Here is a 22,177-nt window from a genome sequence, read left to right on the forward strand (position 1 = left end):
ACCCTTCTACAACAACATCGGGTGGGGTTGAACTAACTAAGATTGCTAGCGATTTACAGGAATATATAAGATCTGACCTTCTTTCACTTCATCTTCCTCAAGTCTATTCACACGAGCAAGGTGACTTGGTAACACACGATAACGTTCTGCAATTTCGGTTAATGAATCACCAGGTTGAATAATGCACATTTTCATTCTTGAAAATTGTTCTTCTTCCTTCGTAAGCATACTCGTTAAATAAAGCGCATTTTCTTCTCGACTGCTGCGATGCGGTTTCGCCACAGCTTCTTCTTCCACATCATCGTAGCCGTTTGTTTCTTCCACAGCGGGTTGTTCAGAAGAATAGAAATTGGAATCTTCTATTTGTCTTGCCATCTTTGTTAAAAAGTCATAAGTAGGCTCTTGACCTTCTTCATAATTTTCTTGATCCAAAAGATTTGCTAAATAGCGCTCTGCCTTTGCCCTCATATCAACTTGAGGTGATCGTAAATGATAAGCGAGATCTGAAGATTCCTCTTCACTATCATCTACATATTTTACATCCGTTTCCCACACGGGTTCTTCCGTCTCATTACTATTCGTTTCAACATCCTCTTCAGCTGAATAATTTTCTTCATTGTACATTTCATACTCAGTTCGTTTCTCGTCACCTTGAATTCCACTAATTGAAATATCCGCTTTCAACTGAAGACAGTTCGCTTCATTCAACGTATAATCAAACGTATCTACTGTTACATAGATATCTTCAAGGCTTCTAACTCTACTTGCAGGAATCGTAATGTCGACTGGGAACCGGTGACCGATTGATGCTGTGCCATCTTCTCGAACATGAACTTCATGAATGGAGCGATAAGCAGATGCCTCATTTTCAGGTTCTTCGCTATCCTCATTGTAATCCCGTTGAAGGTACTCTCCAGAAAGATATAAACAGCCTTTAACAGCGACATAGTCTTCGTACTCTTCAATTGAAATTTCAGGATCAAGGGAGATGGACAACACCTCTTCAACTTCCTGTCCTTTCTTTAACCAGACCTGCTCCTCCACGGAGAAATGCAAATATGAGCCTTCAGGCATGCTTTCTCCTCCTTTCAAACATTATCCATACACTACACATGTATGAATTATTCGAAGAAATATGTCTAATTCAAATCAGAAAGTAAGGAAAGAACTCTCCATAAACACCAAAGAAAAAAGCTGTTAGCCCGTTAGGCTAACAGCTTGCAATTAGATTTATACTAGCTTAGAAAAGGCTGCCTCAGCAGCTGCGATCGTTTCATCAATGTCGTGTTCAGTATGAGCCGTTGATAGGAACATTCCTTCAAATTGTGACGGAGGAAGGGAAATACCCTGATCAAGCATTTCTTTAAAATAGTTTGTAAAGTGTTCCAAATTAGATGACGATGCTGTCTCAAAATTAATAACATCCTTATCAGTAAAGAAGAAACCAACCATTGATCCTGCACGGTTAACTGTATGAGGGATGTTGTACTTAGCTGCAGCTTTGGATAATCCTTCTCCAAGACGCTCTGCTTTTCGTTCAAACTCCTCATAACTTTCAGGTGTAAGTTGAGATAACGTTTCGTATCCTGCTGTCATAGCAAGAGGATTTCCACTTAATGTACCTGCCTGATAAATTGGACCGGTTGGAGCAATGTGATCCATGATCTCCTTTTTACCGCCATAGGCACCTACAGGAAGGCCTCCACCAATCACTTTACCTAGGCAAGTTAAATCAGGGGTGACATTATAATAGCCCTGTGCACAGTTATATCCAACACGGAATCCAGTCATTACCTCATCAAAAATAAGTAATGTACCATTATCTTCTGTGATTTTTCGAATTTCCTCTAGATATCCTGGCTGTGGTGGAACAACACCCATATTTCCTGCAACTGGTTCAATAATGACGCCTGCAATGTCATCTCCAAATTCGTTGAACGCATATCGAAGGCTCTCAAGGTCATTGTACGGCACGGTAATCGTGTTTTGAGCAACACCTTCTGGGACCCCTGGGCTATCAGGTAGACCTAGAGTAGCGACACCTGAGCCTGCTTTAATTAGAAGTGAATCTCCGTGCCCGTGATAGCAACCCTCGAACTTCAAAATTTTATTTCGTCCTGTGTAGCCTCGCGCAAGACGTAGAGCACTCATCGTTGCCTCTGTTCCGGAATTCACCATTCGAACGATTTCAATTGATGGTACGCGCTCAATAACTAGTTCCGCTAGTTTCGTTTCATACATACTCGGTGCGCCAAAGCTTGTCCCAAGCTCCGTTACACTCTTGAGTTTCTCTACTACTTGATCATCTGCATGACCGAGAATAAGCGGTCCATATGAAAGGACGTAATCGATATATTCGTTTTGATCAATATCGTAAATTTTGGATCCTTTTCCTTTTTCCATAAAAATAGGATCCATACCAACAGATTTAAATGCTCTCACTGGGCTATTAACTCCACCAGGCATTACTTTAGATGCTTCCTTAAACGCTTCTTTCGAACGATTATAGTTACCCATTCGTTAAGCCCCTTTCAAATTATTCTATTGATTAAGCATGCGAGCTGCATCTTTTGCAAAATACGTAATAATAAGATCCGCTCCTGCTCGCTTCATACTCGTAAGCTTTTCGAGTACAACTTCTTCCTCGTTAAGCCACCCGTTTTGACTTGCTGCTTTAATCATTGAATATTCCCCACTTACGTTATAAGCAACCATTGGAAGTGGGAAACGGTCTTTTAGTTCACGAATAATATCAAGATACGCGAGCGCAGGTTTCACCATCAAGAAGTCTGCCCCTTCTTCAATGTCGCTTTCAGCTTCTCTAATTGCTTCAAGACGATTCGCAGGATCCATCTGATACGTTTTACGGTCACCAAATTGAGGTGTACTGTGTGCAGCATCACGGAATGGACCATAGAATGCTGATGAGAATTTAACAGCATAGCTCATGATAGGAACATCTACAAAGCCTGCTTCATCAAGTCCCTGGCGTATAGCTGCAACAAACCCATCCATCATATTCGAAGGTGCGATCATATCAGCTCCAGCTTTCGCTTGAGAAACAGCCGTTTGTGTTAATAATTCTAGAGATTGGTCATTCTGCACATAGCCATCTTCAATCACACCACAATGACCATGATCGGTGTACTGACAGAGACATGTATCCGCAATGACTGTTAGGTCTGGAAACTCTTCTTTAATTTGCTTAATAGCGCGCTGAACAATACCTGTATCACAATAAGCTTCAGAACCTACTTCATCCTTGTGATTTGGTACGCCAAACATCATAATAGACTGAATTCCAAGGTCAACAACTTCTCTAACTTCTTCATTTAGGCGATCAAGTGAATAATGATAAACACCTGGCATTGAAGCAATCTCACGCTTCACATTGTCTTCCTCTACTGCGAAAATTGGATAAATTAAATCTTCTTTATGTAAATACGTTTCTCTAACGAGGGATCTCATTGATTCAGAACGTCTTAAGCGACGATGACGACGAAAATTGCCTTTTTCCATTGTGTTATCCTCCCAATTGTTGAAAGTGCTGCTCTAAACTTTCGAGCATTCCTTCAATTGTATATTTTTCTGGTACGACATGGGGATGAAAGCCATAAGAACGTAGCGTTTCAGCTGTAATGGGCCCTATTACTACTATTGTGATCCCTTTAATCTGATCTTTCAAATTCTCCGCCTCAAGAAGCTGCATAAAGTGATGAACTGTTGAAGAAGATGTGAACGTAATGACATCCAAAGCATGGTCATCAACTAGTTTTTTCAATTCTGCTCCTGTACCCTGGGGAATCACTGTATTATAAATAGGTAAGTCAGTTACATCATACCCCAATTCGCTTAACTGCTCAGGAAGTTCGTCACGTCCAAGGTTCCCCCTTGGAAGCAGGATTTTCTCTCCTGTGTAAGTGTAACGAGACATGGCAGCAACTAGTCCTTCTGCGATGAAATCCTCTGGTAGAAGATCAATTTGAACACCATATTTCTCAAGTACCTTGGCTGTCTTCGTTCCTACCGCCCCAACCTTTATATTTTTAGGTAACACAGCGTGTTGAAAGAAGAACTTTACACCATTTGCACTTGTGAAAAGAATCCAATGATACTTTTCTACTTCAATCGACTTGAGAATGTGATTCCTAGGTTCGAATGAAATAAGAGGGATTTCAACAGAAAACCCTCCTCGGTCTTTAATTAATTTCGTGAAAGCCGCTGCCTGCTCCCGAGCTCTCGTGACTAATACACGCTTTCCTGAGAGCGGAGACTTCATTGATCTAAATCTTCTTTCACACGATCGAGAATATCTTTAGCACCCTGTTCTTTCATTTTAAGCGCAAGCGTATGGCCAACTTGAATTGGATCTTTCCCAGATTCCATTTCTTTAATAATGACAGATCCATCCGGCTCGCCAACAAGTCCAGTTATAGTAATTGAATCATCATCATGAAGGATCGCATGTCCTGCAATTGGAACCTGACACCCTCCCTCAAGTGTATGAAGAAATGATCGCTCTGCTATAACCGTCTTCTTCGTGACATCATCATTAAATTTCTCAAGAACCTCAAGCAATTCATCGTCGCTTTCACGGCATTCGATTGATAAAGCTCCCTGTCCAACCGCTGGTACACAAAGATCAGGATCGAGATATTCTGTTACGATCTCTTTCGACCATCCCATGCGATGGAGACCTGCAGCAGCTAGAACTATCGCATCGTAATCTTCATCTGTAAGCTTACGGATACGTGTGTCAATATTTCCACGAATCCATTTTATCTCAACATCCGGACGAATCGCTTTCAGTTGGGCCCCACGCCTGAGACTACTTGTTCCAATAACAGCTCCCTCTGGAAGTTCACGGAACGTTTTCCGAGATTCAGAAATAATGACGTCTCGATGATCTTCGCGTTCAGGAATACAGCCAATTGTGAGACCTTCAGGAAGAACAGACGGCATATCCTTCATACTATGCACTGCCATATCGATCTCACCTTTTAACATTGCATCTTCAATTTCTTTAACAAACAGACCTTTCCCGCCTACCTTAGAAAGAGTAACGTCGAGAATCTGGTCACCACGTGTAACAATCTCTTTAATTTCAAAATCAAACCCAGGATTTAATTCCTTCAGTTTGCTGATAACCCATTTTGTCTGGGTAATCGCGAGCTTACTTCTTCTTGAACCGACAATGATTTTTCGCATGATTTATCCTCCAACCTTTGGATGTTTCTTATACGTACCAGAAATGGAACTCAGAGAACGTACCTGAGAAGAATACATTAACCAAAACGATGAGAAACGCGGCAACGTTCCACATAGCAAGCGACTTTCCTTCCAAATCTCTGGCTACTTTTTGATATAAATACGTGCTATAAGCTATAAGCACAAAAAATGAAATAATAACTTTCGAATCCAGTAAGCTAAATTGCTCAACTTTTAACAGAGCCCAGACAATTCCTAGAATTAAACTTAATAACAGAAGAGGAACTCCTAGAACACTGCATAAATACGATAGCTTTTCGAGCTGAGATAGATCACCGAATCTTCTCAAACGCTTGCTCCACTTCTTTCCCTTCAGCATTTGATAGAGAATCAAATACATGATGGAGAAGATAAATGATAACGAGAAAGCCCCATAAGATAGAAACGCCATCGTAATATGAATGATAGAGAGCTCAGACATCAACTGTTCCGTGAGTAAACTAGTGGCCTGTTCTCTAGTTGCAAACAAGTTAATCGCCATAATACTGAAACCGAGTACATTTGCAAAGAAAACAAAAAAGTCTACTCGGAAAAACCAATTGATAAGTAAAGAGAGCGACACAATCACCCACGCATAAAAAAATAACCCTTCAAAAGGTGTTAAGATCGGGAAACCGCCAATTGCAATAATTTGCATGACAAGAAAGGCAGTCTGAAGCACCCAGACAATAGAAAGCAACCAGAAAGCAAACTGATTTGCTCTCCGGTTGTTTTGCAAGAAATCAATAAAATATCCCAACACACTAAGTGAATAAAGTAAAATTGTTATATCATAAAGCCAGCTCTCGTTCGTCACAACTCAAGTCTCCTCTCCTAGGAGCGCAACTGCGATGCCTGTAATAAATGGGAGTAGTTAACGGATTCATGCTGTCTTTTATCTTCGTTTTCCTTTACTCGTTGCTTATGAAGTTCTCTTTCAATCTCTTTCTCAATCGCAAAGATTTTGGTGAAAATTTCAAGCGACTCTTCAGCATTTGGCTCTGCAGCCATCTCCTTCACTCGAACAATAGGATCACGTAGCAGCTGGTTCACTATGCTTTTCGTATGTTTACTTAATACTTTACGTTCCCGATCTGAAAGATCTGGAAGTTTACGTTCAATGCTTTTCATGGTTTCGGCTTGAATCGAAAGAGCTTTAGAGCGAAGAGCTGTAATCATAGGCACAACGCCAAGTGTATTAAGCCACTCTCTAAACTGAACAAGATCTTCTTCAATCATTAGCTCAATCTTCTCTGCTTCCTTCTTCCGTTCTGCAAGATTTGTTTCAACAATCCCCTCAAGGTCATCAATATCGTACAAGAAAACCGAATCCATATTATTTAACGATGGATCTAAATCTCTTGGCACTGCGATGTCAACCATAAATAACGGGCGCCCTCTACGTTTCTTAAGTAAAGGCTTAACATTCTCCTCTGTGAGAACGTAATTAGTGGATCCAGTTGAACTAATCAAAATATCTGCATCGAGAAGAGCAGCACTCACCTCATCCATTGAAAGAGCCTTTCCATCAAAACGTGAAGCTAATTCTGTTGCTTTCTCAAGAGTTCGGTTTACAACCGTTACTTGATCAACTCCGTTACTTTGTAGATTCTTTGCTGTAAGCTCGCCCATTTTACCAGCGCCTAGTATAACGACATGCTTATTCTCTAAACCGCCAAAAATCTTCTTCGCGAGTTCAACAGCTGCATAACTCACTGAAACTGCATTCTCCCCAATTTCGGTTTCAGAGTGAGAGCGCTTTGCAAGCGTAACCGCTTGTTTGAACAGCTGATTGAAAATCGTACCGGTCGTTTTCGACTCTTGAGCAAGTAAGAAAGCATCTCGAACTTGTCCTAAAATTTGCGTTTCACCAATAACAAGTGAATCAAGTCCTGAGGCTACACGGTAAAGATGTTCTGTTGCAGCATCATTTTCACGAATAACAAGATATGGTGAGAATTCTTCTTTTTCAATTCCAAACCACTCAGATAGAAAAGCCTTTGAATAGTATCTCCCTGTGTGAAGCTGATCTGCTACTACATATAACTCTGTACGATTACATGTCGACAAAATGACAGCTTCTAAAATACTTTTAGAGTGACGCAACTTATCTAAAGCTTCAGGCAAATCGTTCTCCTGAAATGAAAGTTTCTCTCGTATCTCAACAGGGGCTGTTTTGTGGTTCAACCCTACGACCAGGATGTGCATCGTTCCACCCCCAAAAATTGTTAGCAATACATCTTTTTAAACTATCGTCTACCTTTATTCTAACATGTGGCAAAACTCACAGAGTCAATAAATGTGAACAGACTATGAAAGCAATTATGATATGATGAATAAAGTATTTTCTTTATATATTATTAGTAGTCATACAACTATTAATGTACCAGAAAATCAATTGTATAGCAAAAAATGAGTTTTTTTGACATTAGGAGGATTTGAATTGAAACGTCAAGGAGTTTTTCCAGGTGTATTATTTATCGCAATCGGACTTTATTATCTTTTTCAAACACTTAGCTTACCTTATTCAGATCAGTTAACGAACTGGCAAGTGATCTTAATCGTTATTGGCGCTGCTATGATTATCCAGGGTTTCATCTCAAAAGAAGGACCTATGTTATTCCCTGGTGTTCTCCTACTTGGACTTGGCCTTCACCTTTATTTTGTTAATAAACTAGCTATATGGCCTAAGAGTTGGGGAATGTACACATTAATATTGAGTGCAGCCTATCTAGTTACGTATTATAAAACGAAAAAGAATGGGCTTATTCCTGGCCTTATCTTGCTTGCCATATCAATTATCGAACTTCTCTATACAGGTCTTGAAACCTGGCTTGCCTCGACATTTTCCTTTGTAGGAAAGTTCTGGCCGCTTGCTTTAATAGTGGTAGGCATATATCTAGTAATGAAAAAAAAGTAAGGAGCAGTAGCTCCTTACTTTTTCTATAGAATTGAACTTAAAAAGTCCTGTGTACGCTGCTCTTTAGGATCATTAAAGATATCATTCGGATGACCTTTCTCAACAATTTTACCATCATGCATATACACAACCCAGTCGCCTACTTCTCGAGCAAATCCCATTTCATGGGTGACGACTACCATAGTCATTCCCTCTTTAGCTAGCGATTTCATAGTCGAGAGAACTTCGCCAACAAGTTCAGGATCTAGTGCTGAAGTTGGCTCATCAAACAACATGATATCTGGCTTCATAGCTAGCGACCGAGCGATTGCTACACGTTGCTTTTGCCCACCTGAAAGTTTATTAGGAAACACGTTGGCTTTGTCCGCAAGACCTACTTTCGCAAGTAGTTCTTTCCCTTCTTTCTCAGCATCTGCTCGTTTCATTTTCTTAACCGTAAGCGGTGCTTCAATAACGTTATCCAAAACTGACTTGTGAGGAAATAGATTGAAATGTTGAAACACCATTCCTACTCGCTGTCTCACTTTATTCAGATCATTATTCTTAGGATCAATGGTTTCACCTTCGATAATGACATTCCCGCTGTTTTTAATTTCAAGAAAGTTCATGCAGCGGAGTAGCGTACTTTTCCCTGACCCACTAGCTCCAATTAGAACTACAACGTCACTTTCATTTACCTCAAGGTCAATATCTTTGAGAACGTGAAGATCACCGAAGGATTTATTCAGTTTCTCTACTCGAATCATTTCAGCTTTTTCTCCCATATACAGCACCTCTCTTATCTCTTAATCACTAGCGGATAGTCGTTTTTCAAGCAGGTTAACAAGTAGGGTAAAGATTAGAACAAGAACAAGATAATAGACAGCTACAATCAGTAAGTACGTCATTTCATCAAACGTTCTTGCTCCCTGTGTAGTCGCAACGCTAAATAACTCTGGGAGTGCAATGAATGCAGCTAGGGAAGAATCTTTTAAACCGATAATAAACTGATTTCCAAGCGGTGGAAGTGCTCTTCGAAACGCCTGTGGTAAAATAATTCGTCTCATAGCAAGAGTATGACTCATCCCAAGAGAGCGACCCGCTTCCATTTGCCCTTTGTCGATGGATTGAATCGATCCTCTGAAGATCTCTGCAATATAAGCACCATTATGTAAGGCTAGACCAATCGATGCCGCCCAGAACTTAGGAATATTAAATTCTGTTAATCCAAAATAGAAAATAAATATTTGTACGATTAGTGGAGTACCACGTATAACTGCAATATAAATGTTCGCTATCCAGTTTAAAATCTTGGATTGTGAAATCTTAAATAATGCAAAGAAGAGTCCAATAAAAACTGCAATTAGAACCGATACGAATGTTACTCGTATGGTGAGCCATAACCCTTCGAAAAATACCGGGTAGCTATTTAATAATGTTTCTAAAAAATGACCAAAAGTTGGCAAGTGAAATCAGCTCCTTAGAGTTGTGTAGCATAGTTTAAAAAGGAATGTGTGCAATAGCACACATTCCTTTTCCTTACTCGCTGTCAGGATTCTGGGTGATGTCTACTCCGATGTATTCCTCACTAAGTTCTTTAAGCGTTCCATCTTCTTTTAGTTCCTGTAACGCTTTGTTTACAGCTTCCAAAAGGTTTGAATTCTCCTTCTTAATCGCAACAGCCTGTTCACTAGTACCTAGCTGTTCTACTTTTTCAATTTTAAAGCCTTCTTCAATTGCTTGTTTACCAGTAATGTCATCTGTAATTACGGCATCGTGCTTTCCTTCGCTTAAGGCACGAAGAGCAGTTTGGTCACTGTCGTAATTCGAAATTTTGTCTGTGTACTCCTGTGCCGATTTCTCGTATGTTGAGCCTTTTGATACTGCTACATCTTTATCAGAAAGATCTTCTACACTCTTAATGTCACTTCCAGGTTGTACGTAGAGAACAGGACCTGAATAATAGTATGGTTCACTAAAATTCACTGCTTCTTTACGCTCATCTGTAATTGTATGACTAGCTACCGCTGCATCATAGCGTCCTGATTGAATAGCTGACACCATCCCACTAAACTTAAATTTCTCAACTGCTGGCTCAAGTCCTAGCTTTTCTGCAATAGCTTTACCTACTGCAACGTCAAAACCGTCAAGGTCTCCATTTTCATCAACCGTACTAAAAGGAGGAAACTCTCCAGAAACAACGTAACTGAATTTACCATCATTTGTTAGTTCTAGTTCATCAGACCCTTCAGATCCTGATGATTCACTGCCTTCGTTACCACCACATGCAGTAAGAATAAGAACAAAAGTTAACATTAGTGCGGTAAGAAAACTCCATTTCTTTTTCATCTTCACTTGTCCCCCTTGAACGACTTTTCTTTTATGCAGTTAAGATTATGTAAACTGCGATATTACTATAATACCAATATTTTGACATTTCAATCAATTCTTCATGAGCGTTACTACACCTCCTATTTAAGCATTTACAGGGATAAGGTGGGCTCAGAAAGCTTATCCTTCTGTTTACTAGCTTTCCTTTCTATTCCCTTCAAGAATGATTTGCAAACCACGTTTTCTGAATAATCAAAACGAATTACACAAAAAAAAGACCAGCACTTATGCCGGTCTTGATCATTTTATAGATAGGATTTAATGGCGCTCCAAACGTCTTCTTTGCCCTGTCCTGTATGAGAAGAGAACGTTACGAGCTTATCAGTTGGTTCAATCTTAAGCGTTTGACTAACTACTTTCAAATGCTTGCCCCATTTGCCTTTTGGAATTTTGTCAGACTTTGTCGCTACTACGATAACTGGAATCTCATAATGCTTTAACCAATCATACATAACAACATCGTCGTTTGAAGGTGAATGTCGTAAGTCAACAATTTGGATAACAGCCTTTAACTGATCTCGGTCAGTTAAATACGTTTCAATCATTTTACCCCAGGATTCTCTTTCTTTCTTAGAAACCTTTGCAAATCCATATCCCGGAACGTCGACAAAGTAAAGAATCTCATTAATCATATAGAAATTGAGAGTTTGTGTTTTACCAGGCCTTTGAGAAGTTCTGGCAAGGTTCTTGCGATTAATCAGCGTATTAATTAAAGACGATTTACCTACATTTGATCTACCAGCTAGTCCGATTTCAGGTAATCCATCTATAGGATATTGCTCCGGTTTAACAGCGCTGATAATAAAATCTGATTTTGTTACTTTCATTTATTCTCCCCCACAAGTGCGGTTTTTAACACTTCATCCAAATGTGAAACTGGAAGGAAGGTTAAATCTTTGCGTATGCTTTCTGGAATATCATCCAGATCTTTTTCATTTTCTTTTGGCATAATGATTGTCGTCAATCCAGCACGGTGAGCACTTAACGACTTTTCTTTTAATCCACCAATTGGAAGGACTCGTCCACGAAGGGTGATCTCACCTGTCATCCCTACATCTCTTCGAACAGCTTTGCCAGTTAATGCGGATACAAGTGCTGTTGCAATGGTAATTCCAGCAGAAGGACCATCTTTTGGTGTAGCTCCTTCAGGAACGTGAATATGAATATCGTTCGTTTCATGGAAAGTTGGATCGATTGAAAGTTCCTCTGACTTTGAGCGAATGTAACTGAAAGCAGCCTGAGCAGACTCCTTCATAACGTCTCCAAGCTTACCTGTTAATATCAACTTCCCTTTCCCTGGTGATAAGGAGACTTCAATTGCAAGTGTATCTCCTCCGGCAGTTGTATAAGCAAGGCCTGTAGCCGTACCAATTTGATCTTCTTTCTCTGCTTCACCATAACGGAACTTTGGATGTCCTAGTAGTTCTTCAAGCATAGACTCTGTTACAATAACACGTTTTTTCTTACCTGAAACGATTAATTTAGTTGCTTTTCGACATACAGTTGCGATTTGTCGTTCCAGATTACGAACGCCAGCTTCTCTTGTATACTGACGCACAAGTTTATAGAGACTTTCATCTCTCATCTGGAGATTACCCTTGGTCAAGCCATGCTCTTCCAATTGTCTTGGTATCAAATAGTTCTTAGCAATATTCACTTTCTCGATTTCCGTATAACCTGCAATACGAATAACTTCCATTCGATCAAGAAGCGGTTCCGGAATCGTTGCAAGGCTGTTTGCTGTTGTTACAAACATGACTTTCGAAAGGTCATAAGGCTCCTCTATATAATGGTCACTAAACGTGTTGTTTTGCTGTGGATCGAGTACTTCAAGCAAGGCAGAAGAGGGATCACCTCGGAAATCGTTGGACATTTTATCGATTTCATCAAGTAAGAAAACAGGATTCATCGTGCCTGCTTTTTTCATTCCACGAATAATTCGACCTGGCATAGCACCCACATATGTTCTTCTATGACCACGGATTTCAGCTTCATCACGAACACCACCTAGGGATATACGGACAAATTCACGTCCAATGGAGCGAGCCACTGATCGTGCAAGTGAAGTCTTCCCTACTCCTGGTGGTCCTACAAGACATAGAATTGGGCCCTTAAGAGATTTCGTTAGCTGCTGCACAGCAAGATATTCAAGAACACGTTCTTTTACATTCTCAAGACCATAATGATCTTCATTTAGTATTTTTTCAGCATGATTAATATCAAGATTATCCTCAGTTTCTTTCGACCATGGAATTTGAATCAACCAATCAATATAATTCCGTATCACTGAACTTTCAGCAGAGCTCTGAGGAATCTTTTCATATCGATCAAGCTCTTTGAAAGCCATTTCTTGGACACTCTCAGGCATGCCCGCATCTTCAATCTTTTCTTTCAAAGTCGAAATTTCACCGGTTTTACCTTCTTTTTCACCGAGTTCTTTCTGAATGGCCTTCATTTGTTCACGAAGATAGTATTCTTTCTGCGTCTTTTCCATCGAACGCTTAACTCTTTGTCCGATTTTCTTCTCAAGATCAATGACGTCTTTCTCATTTTGAAGAATTTCAATCAGCTTATTTAACCGCTCCTCGGAATTATACGTTTCAAGAATTTCTTGCTTCTGACGAATTTTCAATGAAAGATGTGATGCGATGATATCTGCCAGCCGTCCTGGTTGCTCAATATCACTTACAGAAGCGAAAGTTTCAGCCGTTACTTTCTTAGAAACTTTAATATATTGTTCAAATAAATCTAGAACAGTTCGCATTAGCGCTTCTTCTTCAACGTTCCGCTCAGCGCTCTCATCGATTTGCTCGATTTCGACTTCATAAAATTCTTCTGTATCTTTAAATTCAATGATTTTCCCACGTTGAAGCCCTTCAACAAGAACTCGAATAGTACCATTTGGTAACTTAAGCATTTGCTTAACGGTTGCAAGCGTACCAATTTCGTAGATATCTTCAACTTCAGGTGTCTCAATTTCTACTTCTTTTTGTGTAGAGAGGAAGATTTGTTGATCTTCCATCATAACCTTCTCAAGTGCTTGAACAGATTTATCTCGTCCAACATCAAGATGCAGAACCATGGATGGATATACCAGCAATCCTCTTAATGGTAGTAATGGCAATGTTTTATGTTCATTTTTCAATCATGGCACCTCCAGACAACAAACTATAAAAAACCTTATTTTGACTCGTAAAAATCCTGAGCTTATCTAGTTAATAAGTTGTACTTCATTGTATCCTAACTATCTTGCACTTGTCTAATCTTCCCTGTCCAAACTCGCAAAAAAACTTCTACATAAAGAAAATCCCGCCCTTTAACTACCGGGCTGGGATTGTCCCATCACTATAGATGGATATTCTTGTTGCTTTCCAAGAAGAAATGCTGCATCAAACACCTCTGATAAATGCTTAACAGGTACAACCTTAATACCCTTTATTACTTTAAGCATTTCCTCGTTATTCTCCTCTGGAATTAATGCAAGCTCTGCACCGGCATCACGAGCAGCCGTTACCTTGGCAAATACGCCACCAACTGGCTTAACAAATCCATGAATACTGACTTCACCTGTCATCGCTATTTTGTTGCTCACAGGGCTTCCTTTAATAGCAGAATAAATACCTGTTGCGATTGCAACTCCTGCTGAAGGTCCATCAACCGGAACACCGCCTGGGAAATTGATATGTAGATTGTAGGAGTCAACAGGAATTCCCATCGCCTTCAGAACAGTCATCACATTTTCAACTGAAGACTTAGCAAGACTCTTTCTTCGAATTGACTTGGATTGATTCCCAATGCTCTCTTCTTCTACAATACCTGTAATCGTAACAGTCCCTTCCTTTTCTGCTTTAACAGCTGTTACTTCAATTTCAAGTAATGCTCCTGTATTTGGTCCGTAAACAGCAAGTCCATTCACAAGCCCAGTACTTGGATGAAGTGGAATTTTCCTTTCAGGTCGCGGAGATAGTCTGCTTGCATGGATGACCCACTCCATATCGGCTGCAGTAATGCTTCCTCTACTCTCCGTAATGGCTAGTCCTGCTGCAATTTGCATCAAATTGACAGCTTCCCGTCCATTTCTTGCATACCGGCTAACACGCTCAATTCCTTCTTCATCTAAGGTCAGGTTTAGCTTCTTAGCAGCTCTCGTTGCTATCCTAGCAATTTCATCCTGACTTAGTTCCCTGAAGTACACTTCCATACACCTTGAACGAATGGCAGGAGGAATATCATCAGGTGTTCTTGTAGTAGCTCCAATCATCCTGAAATCAGCAGGTAACCCATTCTGAAATATATCATGAATATGTGTTGGGATATTCGTGTTCTCTTCATTGTAGTAAGCACTTTCTAGAAAAACCTTACGATCTTCGAGCACTTTTAAAAGCTTATTCATTTGGATTGGATGAAGCTCTCCAATTTCATCAATAAAAAGAATTCCTCCATGTGCATTCGTTACAGCACCTTGTTTCGGTTGAGGAATACCCGCTTGGCCCATAGCGCCTGCGCCTTGATAAATAGGATCATGAACAGAACCAATTAATGGATCTGCAATGCCTCTTTCATCAAATCTTGCTGTTGTCGCATCCAATTCAACGAAAACCGCTGTTTGTTTAAAAGGCGTTCCACGATTACGCTTTGCTTCTTCAAGCACTAGTCGAGCTGCAGCCGTTTTACCAACCCCAGGTGGACCATATATGATGACATGTTGAGGATTCGGCCCGCAAATAGCGGCTCTTAGAGTACGAATTCCCTCTTCTTGGCCCACAATTTCTGAAAAACCAGTAGGTCTAATGCGCTCTGAAAGTGGCTCACTTAACGAAATACTCCTTAATCGTCTTAAGTGCTCCATTTCTTTTCGGGATTCTTTATCTATAGAAACTTTCTGGGTTCGCTGGTTGCGAAGCAAGTTCCAGAAATACAATCCTATAACAATTCCAAAAAACAATTGTATCGCTAACGCAATGCCTGTCCAATTCATACTCGTACCTCCTGGAGATTTATCAATAGCTCTAGTATCTCCTGAGGTATGGTTCCATAAACCGGAAATTCATAATTTGAATCCATTAATAGGAATATAAAAAAACCAACCACCCACGGGTGATTGGTTAATTTTCTTATGCACTTTCCTTTGGTGATTTCTTATCTTCATCAATAACAGAGCCATCTTCTAAAATCAATTTAGGTGTGGACTTTTCACTTACAGTTGAAGCTGTAAGCACACATTTCTTAATCTCATCACGAGAAGGAAGATCGTACATCACATCAAGCATAATGCCTTCAATAATTGAACGAAGTCCACGTGCACCTGTCTTTCTTTCGATAGCTTGTTTAGCAATTTCAACAAGAGCATCATCTTCAAATTCAAGCTCTACATCGTCAAGCTCTAGAAGCTTCTGGTATTGTTTAACAAGCGCATTTTTAGGCTTTGTAAGAATTTCAACCAGTGCTTCTTCATCAAGCGGTTCAAGGCTTCCGATAACTGGAAGACGACCGATAAACTCCGGAATAAGTCCGAAACGAAGTAAGTCTTCTGGAAGTACTTTGCTTAGATATTCACCTGGCTTAAGATCTTCCTGTTTTGCTTCACCACTGAATCCAATGATTTTCTTACCAAGACGACGTTTAATGATTTGTTCGATACCATCAAATGCTCCTCCGCAAATAAAGAGGATATTCGTCGTATCAATTTGGATAAATTCTTGATGAGGATGCTTACGTCCACCTTGTGGAGGAACGCTTGCGGTTGTGCCTTCAAGAATTTTAAGTAGGGCCTGCTGTACACCTTCACCTGACACATCACGTGTAATAGAAGGGTTTTCAGACTTACGCGCAACTTTATCGATTTCATCGATGTAAATAATACCTTTTTCAGCTTTTTCTACATCGTAATCTGCTGCTTGGATGAGTTTAAGAAGAATATTCTCAACATCCTCACCTACATAACCTGCTTCAGTTAATGACGTTGCATCCGCTATTGCGAAAGGCACGTTCAAAATTCTAGCAAGGGTTTGAGCAAGAAGAGTTTTACCGCTACCTGTTGGACCAATTAATGCGATGTTACTCTTTGCAAGTTCTACGTCATCTGGTTTACCTGAAGCGTTAATACGCTTGTAGTGATTATAAACCGCAACAGATAGAGACTTTTTCGCTTTTTCTTGGCCGATGACATAGTCATCAAGGATCTGACAAATTTCATGAGGCTTCGGTACTTCTTTAAAGTCCACCTCTTCTTCAGTTCCCAGCTCTTCTTCTACAATTTCAGTACAAAGTTCAATACATTCATCACAGATGTATACACCTGGTCCTGCAACTAGCTTTCGTACTTGATCCTGTGTTTTGCCACAGAAAGAACATTTCAGTTGTCCTTTTTCGTCGTTAAATTTAAACATGAATTCACCCCTAACCGTTGATCTCGATGAAATCCGAGTAGGTCTATCTGCAAAGAAACTCCATTAGTTCAACTGAACTAACTATCACTTATTAAGCAATCCTAACGGGCATTCACCACTGGTTTCTTATCCTATTTATGTATTGAAATTGTATCACATAACTCAAAAGGATACGAAGTAAAACGACTCTTTGAAAGCTTACTATGTATAGAGTATTTGTCCTACTACTATGTTTAGCTAATTTGAATGATTTCATTACTACTTCTTTTTTTAAAAACAAGGCGCAATTAAGCGCCTTGTTTCAAATAAGCCATTGATAGCTTTAATTATGCTTTTTTGCTGTTATCTACAAGAACATCGATTGCTTTACGAACGCGAAGGTCACCTTTAAGTGCATCAGTGCCGCCCTGCATTGTTAACATTGAACGAATTTGTTCTTCTTCCATGTTGTACATTGCTGCCATCTTGGAAAGCTCTTCATTTACTTCTTCTTCAGAAACTTCCACATTCTCAGCGTCAGCAATCGCTTCAAGAGTCAAGTTCGTGCGCACGCGCTTTTCACCGTCTTCTTGCATTTGCTCGCGAAGTGCTTTCTCATCTTGTCCAGAGAACTGGTAGTACATTTCAAGGTTCATACCTTGTTGTTGTAGACGCTGTTCAAATTCTTGAAGCATGCGGTCTACTTCTGCATCTACCATAGCAGATGGAAGATCGATTTCACTATTTTCAGCTGCTTTTTCAATCAACGTGTCTTTCTTTTGAACATCAGCATCTTCTGCTTTTTGCTTCGCAAGATTTTCTTTCGTTGTTTTCTTAAGCTCATCAAGTGTTTCAACTTCTTCGTTTACGTCTTTAGCAAACTCATCGTCAAGCTCTGGAAGCTCTTTACGCTTAATGTCGTGAATTTTCACTTGGAACTTCGCTTCTTGTCCAGCAAGATTTTCAGCATGGTACTCTTCAGGGAAAGTAACTGTTACTTCCTTCTCAGCGCCAGCTTTCTCACCAATCAATTGCTCTTCAAATCCAGGAATAAACGTGTTTGAACCGATTTCTAGTGAATAGTTCTCGCCTTTTCCACCTTCAAATGGTTCTTCACCAAGGAAGCCTTCAAAGTCGATTACTGCTGTATCGCCTTCTTGAAGCTCTCCGTCTTCAACTACAACAAGCTCAGCTTGCTTTTCTTGAAGAGCTTTAAGCTCAGCTTCTACTTCTTCATCTGTTACATTTGTATCTTGTTCTTCAACTTCAAGACCTTTGTATTCGCCAAGCTTAACTTCAGGCTTAACAGTTACAGTTGCTTTGAAGATTAAGTTTTGACCTTTTTCCATTTGCTCAACGTCTACTTCTGGACGATCAACTGGCTCAATTCCAGATTCGTCGATAGCTTCAGAATATGCTTTAGGAAGAATGATATCAAGAGCATCTTGATAAAGAGATTCTACACCAAAACGTTTTTCGAATAGAGAACGTGGCATTTTACCTTTACGGAATCCAGGCACGTTAACCTGTTTAACAACTTTTTTGAACGCTTCATCCAGCGCAGTATTTACCTCAGTAGCGTCAACTTCAACTGTAAGGACGCCCTGGTTACCTTCAAGCTTTTCCCATTTTGCAGTCATTTACACATTACCTCCAACAATAAATATATTTCCACTAATCGAGCGTTTAAATAAGATGACACTTTTTGGAGTATAAAAGCGTCTACTTTCTTTCAAACGGTCTCTTTTACTAGTAAATATGGGTTTGCAACTATTGTATTATAACATAGAACAGCCGGTTTTCAACACATACGGCATGATTGCAAACCGTTTAGCCATAGTACAGCTTATCGATGATTTCTCTTAATCGCAAGCAAAAACATTTACTTTCCATTTATTTCTACTCAAAGGGACGGTAAAAAGGCTGATTCTCTATGTTCATGATGCGATTTGCAGCCACTTCGAACTCCGAAGATTTAACTTCGTAATGCTCACGCAGTTCATCGTTTGTAATCTCTTCACCATTCATATCGGAAGCCACTTTATGAACAGCTGCAGCCCAGACGGAACTATTCGAAGGTTCAGCTTCAAATGGAGAAATGGCAAAAAGGTAATGCCACCAAATTTGCATGCACATCTCAAAAAGAGCTGGGTTTTTCTGTTCTACTACGTCTGAGAGTTTTGACTTTACACTTAAAGAGAAGTTTTGTAAAAAAATATCTTTTAAGTGGGAAGGGTTAACTGTGATCTCTCTACCAAATTTATGTACGACGACTTCTTGATCCAACTCTTTTTCTCTTAGAACCTGCAATACAAGGCTTTTCAGAAGTGGATCTTTGTTTGTTTCATTTAAATATGTAAGGTAAACGGGGATTGACTTTTCCTCATCTGCAGTGCTTAACTTTTGAATTGCCAGCCACTGTTTCTCCGTCTTATCGCTTTCTAGATAAGCAATCAGCTTGTCAGTATCTTCCTCTTGAACAGCGTCATACTCATCATGGGAATCAAGGTCATAATTTGTCATTTGTCTGCTGAAATGCAGCAGCTGGTAGAGCGATTCCGCAATGTTCGACGGAAGCTGATTTTCTTGTAATACTGCTTCAATCATCGTAACCACTTTCTGATACTTTCCAAGCTGAACTAATATTGATATGTATACTTGAAAAATGTCATAATAGTCCCCGATACCCTGCTGCATCATTGTTTCACAGCGTTCAGATGCTTCCATTAAATCTCCCATTTCAACCAGACTGAGCACCATCCCAAAATGCCCCTGTGGGTGATCCGGTTCGATTTCAAGAAGCTGACTGAAATGTTCATGTGCCTCTTTTATTTGCTTAGCTTTTAGTGCTGCCATTCCTTTTTCGACAAGCTTGCCTGCCACGTTCGGGAAATAAACTATTTTCCGCTCATGCTTTTCTTTATCCATGACGTAATCGCTCCACTCTCTTATATTCTCTATTAAAAGAGTTTACAGCAGGAAAGGCGCAGCTACGATTAGCTATCAGTTTATCAGTATCCACATGTAAACTCAAGCTGAAGCATGCCCCTCTTATATTTATCATATCACCTGGACCGTAATTTTAATTAAATCCGTTATCTCGTAAAGTACAAAGAAAAACTAAAAAAGACATCTATCAAGAAGATAAATGTCTTTGGATTGATATACTATGGTGTCCCAGGAGAGATTCGAACTCCCGACCCACAGCTTAGAAGGCTGTTGCTCTATCCTGCTGAGCTACTGGGACAATACTAATGTTAAGGCTATGTATGTATTACTGTCATTCAGCGACAAATATAAATATATCGAAAGGCACGGGCAAAGTCAATAGGTTTACAACCAAAAAAAACACAGCATAGCTGTGTTTTTGTAAAAACTTTAAGTCAAAGTGAAACTTCTAGATAGTTCATTTACAATAGTACCCTCTTCATCATGAAACGTAACGGTAACTTTGCTATCTGACCATTCAACAATGGCATATGTTTTAATTGCAGGTTGCCTTGGAAGTCTAACACTTCCTGGATTAAGAAAGAGAGTACCATCTTCATAAACAGCGAGAGCTTCATGTGAATGACCAAAACAAACAAGATCTGCATTTGTTTCTTCAGCTTTATATGCGAGCTTCATTAGCGTCATCTTTACATTGTATAAATGCCCGTGTGTAGTAAAGATCGTTTTACCACCGACTGTTTCAGCCATTTCATTAGGATAGCGATTATCAAAATCACAATTCCCTCTCACTCTTAATTGGAATGGAGTCATCTCTTCAGCATCATAATCAAACTCAGAGTCTCCACAATGAATCATACATTGGACATCTCCTTGATGCCTTTCAACTAATTGATCAAGTTCTTCAGCTGAACTATGATTATCACTTACGACTAGTACTTTCAATTCACCCCACTCCTTTCAACTAGATTAATTCTTCAAAACTTTCCTCAAGACGATCAAGTGCTTTTCCACGGTGTGAGATAGCATTTTTCTCATCTGGAGATAGTTCTGCCATAGTCTTACCGTATGAAGGGACATAGAAGATTGGGTCATAACCAAAACCATAGTTTCCAGAACGCTCAAATGCAATTGTTCCATTGCATGCTCCTGAAAATACTTCTGTCTTTTTATCTGGTATAGCGACTGCTAAAACGCACTGAAAAGATGCTGTACGTTTTCCTTCAGGAATGTCCTTCATTTCTTTCAATACTTTATCAATATTTGCTTCGTCATCTTTGTCCAAACCAGCATACCTAGCTGAATAGACCCCTGGATCTCCATCGAGAGCATCAACAACAAGCCCTGAATCATCTGCGATAACTGGTTGATTAGTTAAGCGCATAATCGCCTCAGCTTTTAAAACGGCATTCTCAGCAAATGTACTTCCTGTTTCTGCTACATCTGGTGCCTCTTCAAGATCCAACAAAGAAATCACAGTTATGTCCTCTGATTCAAAACGTCGCTTGAATTCTTTTACTTTTCCCTCGTTCTTTGTTGCAATGAGAAGTTTACGCATGATTAGAATGTTCCCCCTTAATCTTGGAAGCAAATTCACCAATCACATCGGCTTGTTTTTCTATTAATTGTTCAATACCTTCTTTGCCAAGAGAGAGCATCTCATTCAGTTGGTTCATATTGAACGTAGCTTCTTCACCTGTACCTTGAAGTTCAACAAATTCCCCGCTCCCTGTCATAACAATGTTCATATCAACCTGAGCAGAAGAATCTTCTTTGTAGCATAAATCAAGAATAGCCTCTCCATTTCCATTAATACCCACAGAAGTAGCAGCAAGGAAATCGGTCAACGGCATTTTTTTGAACTGCTTTCTTGCAAGTCCTTTTTCAATAGCAATAGATAAGGCAACAAATGCGCCAGTTATTGAAGCAGTGCGCGTTCCTCCATCTGCTTGGATTACATCACAATCGATCCATACAGTTCGTTCGCCTAGTGCTTCAAGGTCAACAACCGTGCGAAGCGCTCTTCCAATTAAACGCTGAATTTCCATTGTTCGCCCAGCAACTTTCCCTTTACTTGATTCACGAATATTACGTTGTTCCGTTGCTCTTGGAAGCATAGCATATTCTGCTGCTATCCATCCTTTCCCCTGTCCTCTCAAGAAAGGAGGAACACGATCTTCTATAGATGCAGAACATATCACTTTCGTATCACCCACTGATATTAATACAGAACCTTCAGGGTGTTTAATATAATCTTTTTCAATATGTATTTCACGTAACTCATTAGGTTTACGTTCGTCAACTCTCATAATTGTCCTCCTGT

20 protein-coding genes and 1 tRNA gene are annotated in these 22,177 nt (G+C 39.8%); 1 reads left to right on the forward strand and 20 read right to left on the reverse strand.

The window, feature by feature from the left end:
- Positions 1-45: 45 nt before the first annotated feature.
- The 7 genes from spoVID to hemA all read right to left on the reverse strand — a co-directional run bounded on the left by spoVID (position 46) and on the right by hemA (position 7,455).
- Positions 46-1,074, reverse strand: coding sequence for a stage VI sporulation protein D (gene spoVID, locus JI666_RS07015; RefSeq protein ID WP_206890123.1), 1,029 nt, complete (start codon positions 1,072-1,074; stop codon positions 46-48).
- Between the two features lie 156 nt (positions 1,075-1,230).
- On the reverse strand, positions 1,231-2,517 hold the full coding sequence (gene hemL / locus JI666_RS07020) for a glutamate-1-semialdehyde 2,1-aminomutase (RefSeq protein WP_206890125.1): 1,287 nt from the start codon (positions 2,515-2,517) through the stop codon (positions 1,231-1,233).
- A 24-nt stretch (positions 2,518-2,541) separates the two neighbouring features.
- Positions 2,542-3,519 carry a porphobilinogen synthase gene (hemB, locus tag JI666_RS07025; protein WP_206890127.1) on the reverse strand — a complete coding sequence of 326 codons (978 nt, stop codon included), beginning with the start codon at positions 3,517-3,519 and terminating at the stop codon, positions 2,542-2,544.
- A gap of 4 nt (positions 3,520-3,523) precedes the next feature.
- Positions 3,524-4,279 carry a uroporphyrinogen-III synthase gene (locus JI666_RS07030; RefSeq protein WP_206890130.1) on the reverse strand — a complete coding sequence of 252 codons (756 nt, stop codon included), beginning with the start codon at positions 4,277-4,279 and terminating at the stop codon, positions 3,524-3,526.
- Positions 4,276-5,208, reverse strand: coding sequence for a hydroxymethylbilane synthase (gene hemC, locus JI666_RS07035; RefSeq protein WP_206890132.1), 933 nt, complete (start codon positions 5,206-5,208; stop codon positions 4,276-4,278). Before hemC ends, JI666_RS07030 begins: the two co-directional genes overlap by 4 nt.
- Before the next feature lie 28 nt (positions 5,209-5,236).
- A complete protein-coding gene (locus JI666_RS07040) occupies positions 5,237-6,064 on the reverse strand; it encodes a cytochrome C assembly family protein (RefSeq protein WP_206890144.1) in 828 nt (275 codons plus the stop codon).
- 17 nt (positions 6,065-6,081) lie between these two features.
- Entirely contained in the window at positions 6,082-7,455 is a 1,374-nt protein-coding gene (hemA, locus tag JI666_RS07045) for a glutamyl-tRNA reductase (protein WP_206890147.1), read from the reverse strand.
- Between the two features lie 235 nt (positions 7,456-7,690).
- Here hemA and JI666_RS07050 point away from each other — a divergent pair, with 235 nt between their 5' ends.
- A complete protein-coding gene (locus JI666_RS07050) occupies positions 7,691-8,167 on the forward strand; it encodes a LiaI-LiaF-like domain-containing protein (RefSeq protein WP_206890148.1) in 477 nt (158 codons plus the stop codon).
- 23 nt (positions 8,168-8,190) lie between these two features.
- Here JI666_RS07050 and JI666_RS07055 read toward each other — a convergent pair whose 3' ends face one another.
- The 13 genes from JI666_RS07055 to rph form a co-directional block, all read right to left on the reverse strand.
- Complete coding sequence (locus tag JI666_RS07055) at positions 8,191-8,931, reverse strand: amino acid ABC transporter ATP-binding protein (RefSeq protein WP_286170643.1); 741 nt, start codon at positions 8,929-8,931, stop codon at positions 8,191-8,193.
- Between the two features lie 21 nt (positions 8,932-8,952).
- The gene (locus JI666_RS07060) at positions 8,953-9,612 is read right to left on the reverse strand and encodes an amino acid ABC transporter permease (RefSeq protein ID WP_136947728.1); all 660 of its coding nucleotides are present in this window, start codon (positions 9,610-9,612) and stop codon (positions 8,953-8,955) included.
- Positions 9,613-9,685: 73 nt separating this feature from the next.
- Positions 9,686-10,495, reverse strand: a complete 810-nt coding sequence (locus JI666_RS07065; RefSeq protein WP_206890149.1) for a transporter substrate-binding domain-containing protein — start codon at positions 10,493-10,495, stop codon at positions 9,686-9,688.
- Between the two features lie 287 nt (positions 10,496-10,782).
- Positions 10,783-11,364: a ribosome biogenesis GTP-binding protein YihA/YsxC gene (yihA, locus tag JI666_RS07070; RefSeq protein WP_206890150.1), complete on the reverse strand. Its 582-nt coding sequence runs from the start codon at positions 11,362-11,364 to the stop codon at positions 10,783-10,785.
- Entirely contained in the window at positions 11,361-13,682 is a 2,322-nt protein-coding gene (gene lon / locus JI666_RS07075; protein ID WP_206890153.1) for an endopeptidase La, read from the reverse strand. Before lon ends, yihA begins: the two co-directional genes overlap by 4 nt.
- 171 nt (positions 13,683-13,853) lie before the next feature.
- A complete protein-coding gene (gene lonB / locus JI666_RS07080) occupies positions 13,854-15,515 on the reverse strand; it encodes an ATP-dependent protease LonB (protein WP_206890155.1) in 1,662 nt (553 codons plus the stop codon).
- 136 nt (positions 15,516-15,651) lie between these two features.
- On the reverse strand, positions 15,652-16,926 hold the full coding sequence (gene clpX / locus JI666_RS07085; protein WP_136947733.1) for an ATP-dependent protease ATP-binding subunit ClpX: 1,275 nt from the start codon (positions 16,924-16,926) through the stop codon (positions 15,652-15,654).
- Between the two features lie 326 nt (positions 16,927-17,252).
- Positions 17,253-18,545, reverse strand: coding sequence for a trigger factor (tig, locus tag JI666_RS07090; protein WP_136947734.1), 1,293 nt, complete (start codon positions 18,543-18,545; stop codon positions 17,253-17,255).
- Between the two features lie 259 nt (positions 18,546-18,804).
- Positions 18,805-19,833 (reverse strand): tetratricopeptide repeat protein, encoded by a 1,029-nt coding sequence (locus JI666_RS07095; protein WP_206890156.1) that lies wholly within the window; start codon positions 19,831-19,833, stop codon positions 18,805-18,807.
- Positions 19,834-20,075: 242 nt separating this feature from the next.
- Positions 20,076-20,152, reverse strand: a tRNA-Arg gene (locus JI666_RS07100).
- Between the two features lie 131 nt (positions 20,153-20,283).
- Positions 20,284-20,799: a metallophosphoesterase gene (locus JI666_RS07105; RefSeq protein WP_206890158.1), complete on the reverse strand. Its 516-nt coding sequence runs from the start codon at positions 20,797-20,799 to the stop codon at positions 20,284-20,286.
- A gap of 19 nt (positions 20,800-20,818) precedes the next feature.
- Positions 20,819-21,412 carry an XTP/dITP diphosphatase gene (locus JI666_RS07110; protein ID WP_206890160.1) on the reverse strand — a complete coding sequence of 198 codons (594 nt, stop codon included), beginning with the start codon at positions 21,410-21,412 and terminating at the stop codon, positions 20,819-20,821.
- Complete coding sequence (gene rph, locus JI666_RS07115; protein ID WP_206890163.1) at positions 21,405-22,163, reverse strand: ribonuclease PH; 759 nt, start codon at positions 22,161-22,163, stop codon at positions 21,405-21,407. The genes JI666_RS07110 and rph overlap by 8 nt, the downstream gene beginning before the upstream one ends.
- Positions 22,164-22,177: the final 14 nt, after the last annotated feature.

Origin of the sequence: Bacillus sp. NTK071, from assembly GCF_017303315.1 — a bacterium.
Classification (GTDB): Bacteria; Bacillota; Bacilli; order Bacillales; family Guptibacillaceae; genus Guptibacillus.

What these genes read in the sequence shown, in the direction of transcription:
- spoVID (WP_206890123.1), bottom strand. Translation starts at nt 1,074, where the DNA reads ATGCCTGAAGGCTCATATTTGCATTTCTCCGTGGAGGAGCAGGTCTGG.
- hemL (WP_206890125.1), bottom strand. Translation starts at nt 2,517, where the DNA reads ATGGGTAACTATAATCGTTCGAAAGAAGCGTTTAAGGAAGCATCTAAA.
- hemB (WP_206890127.1), bottom strand. Translation starts at nt 3,519, where the DNA reads ATGGAAAAAGGCAATTTTCGTCGTCATCGTCGCTTAAGACGTTCTGAA.
- JI666_RS07030 (WP_206890130.1), bottom strand. Translation starts at nt 4,279, where the DNA reads ATGAAGTCTCCGCTCTCAGGAAAGCGTGTATTAGTCACGAGAGCTCGG.
- hemC (WP_206890132.1), bottom strand. Translation starts at nt 5,208, where the DNA reads ATGCGAAAAATCATTGTCGGTTCAAGAAGAAGTAAGCTCGCGATTACC.
- hemA (WP_206890147.1), bottom strand. Translation starts at nt 7,455, where the DNA reads ATGCACATCCTGGTCGTAGGGTTGAACCACAAAACAGCCCCTGTTGAG.
- JI666_RS07055 (WP_286170643.1), bottom strand. Translation starts at nt 8,931, where the DNA reads ATGGGAGAAAAAGCTGAAATGATTCGAGTAGAGAAACTGAATAAATCC.
- JI666_RS07065 (WP_206890149.1), bottom strand. Translation starts at nt 10,495, where the DNA reads ATGAAAAAGAAATGGAGTTTTCTTACCGCACTAATGTTAACTTTTGTT.
- yihA (WP_206890150.1), bottom strand. Translation starts at nt 11,364, where the DNA reads ATGAAAGTAACAAAATCAGATTTTATTATCAGCGCTGTTAAACCGGAG.
- lonB (WP_206890155.1), bottom strand. Translation starts at nt 15,515, where the DNA reads ATGAATTGGACAGGCATTGCGTTAGCGATACAATTGTTTTTTGGAATT.
- clpX (WP_136947733.1), bottom strand. Translation starts at nt 16,926, where the DNA reads ATGTTTAAATTTAACGACGAAAAAGGACAACTGAAATGTTCTTTCTGT.
- tig (WP_136947734.1), bottom strand. Translation starts at nt 18,545, where the DNA reads ATGACTGCAAAATGGGAAAAGCTTGAAGGTAACCAGGGCGTCCTTACA.
- JI666_RS07095 (WP_206890156.1), bottom strand. Translation starts at nt 19,833, where the DNA reads ATGGATAAAGAAAAGCATGAGCGGAAAATAGTTTATTTCCCGAACGTG.
- JI666_RS07110 (WP_206890160.1), bottom strand. Translation starts at nt 21,412, where the DNA reads ATGCGTAAACTTCTCATTGCAACAAAGAACGAGGGAAAAGTAAAAGAA.
- rph (WP_206890163.1), bottom strand. Translation starts at nt 22,163, where the DNA reads ATGAGAGTTGACGAACGTAAACCTAATGAGTTACGTGAAATACATATT.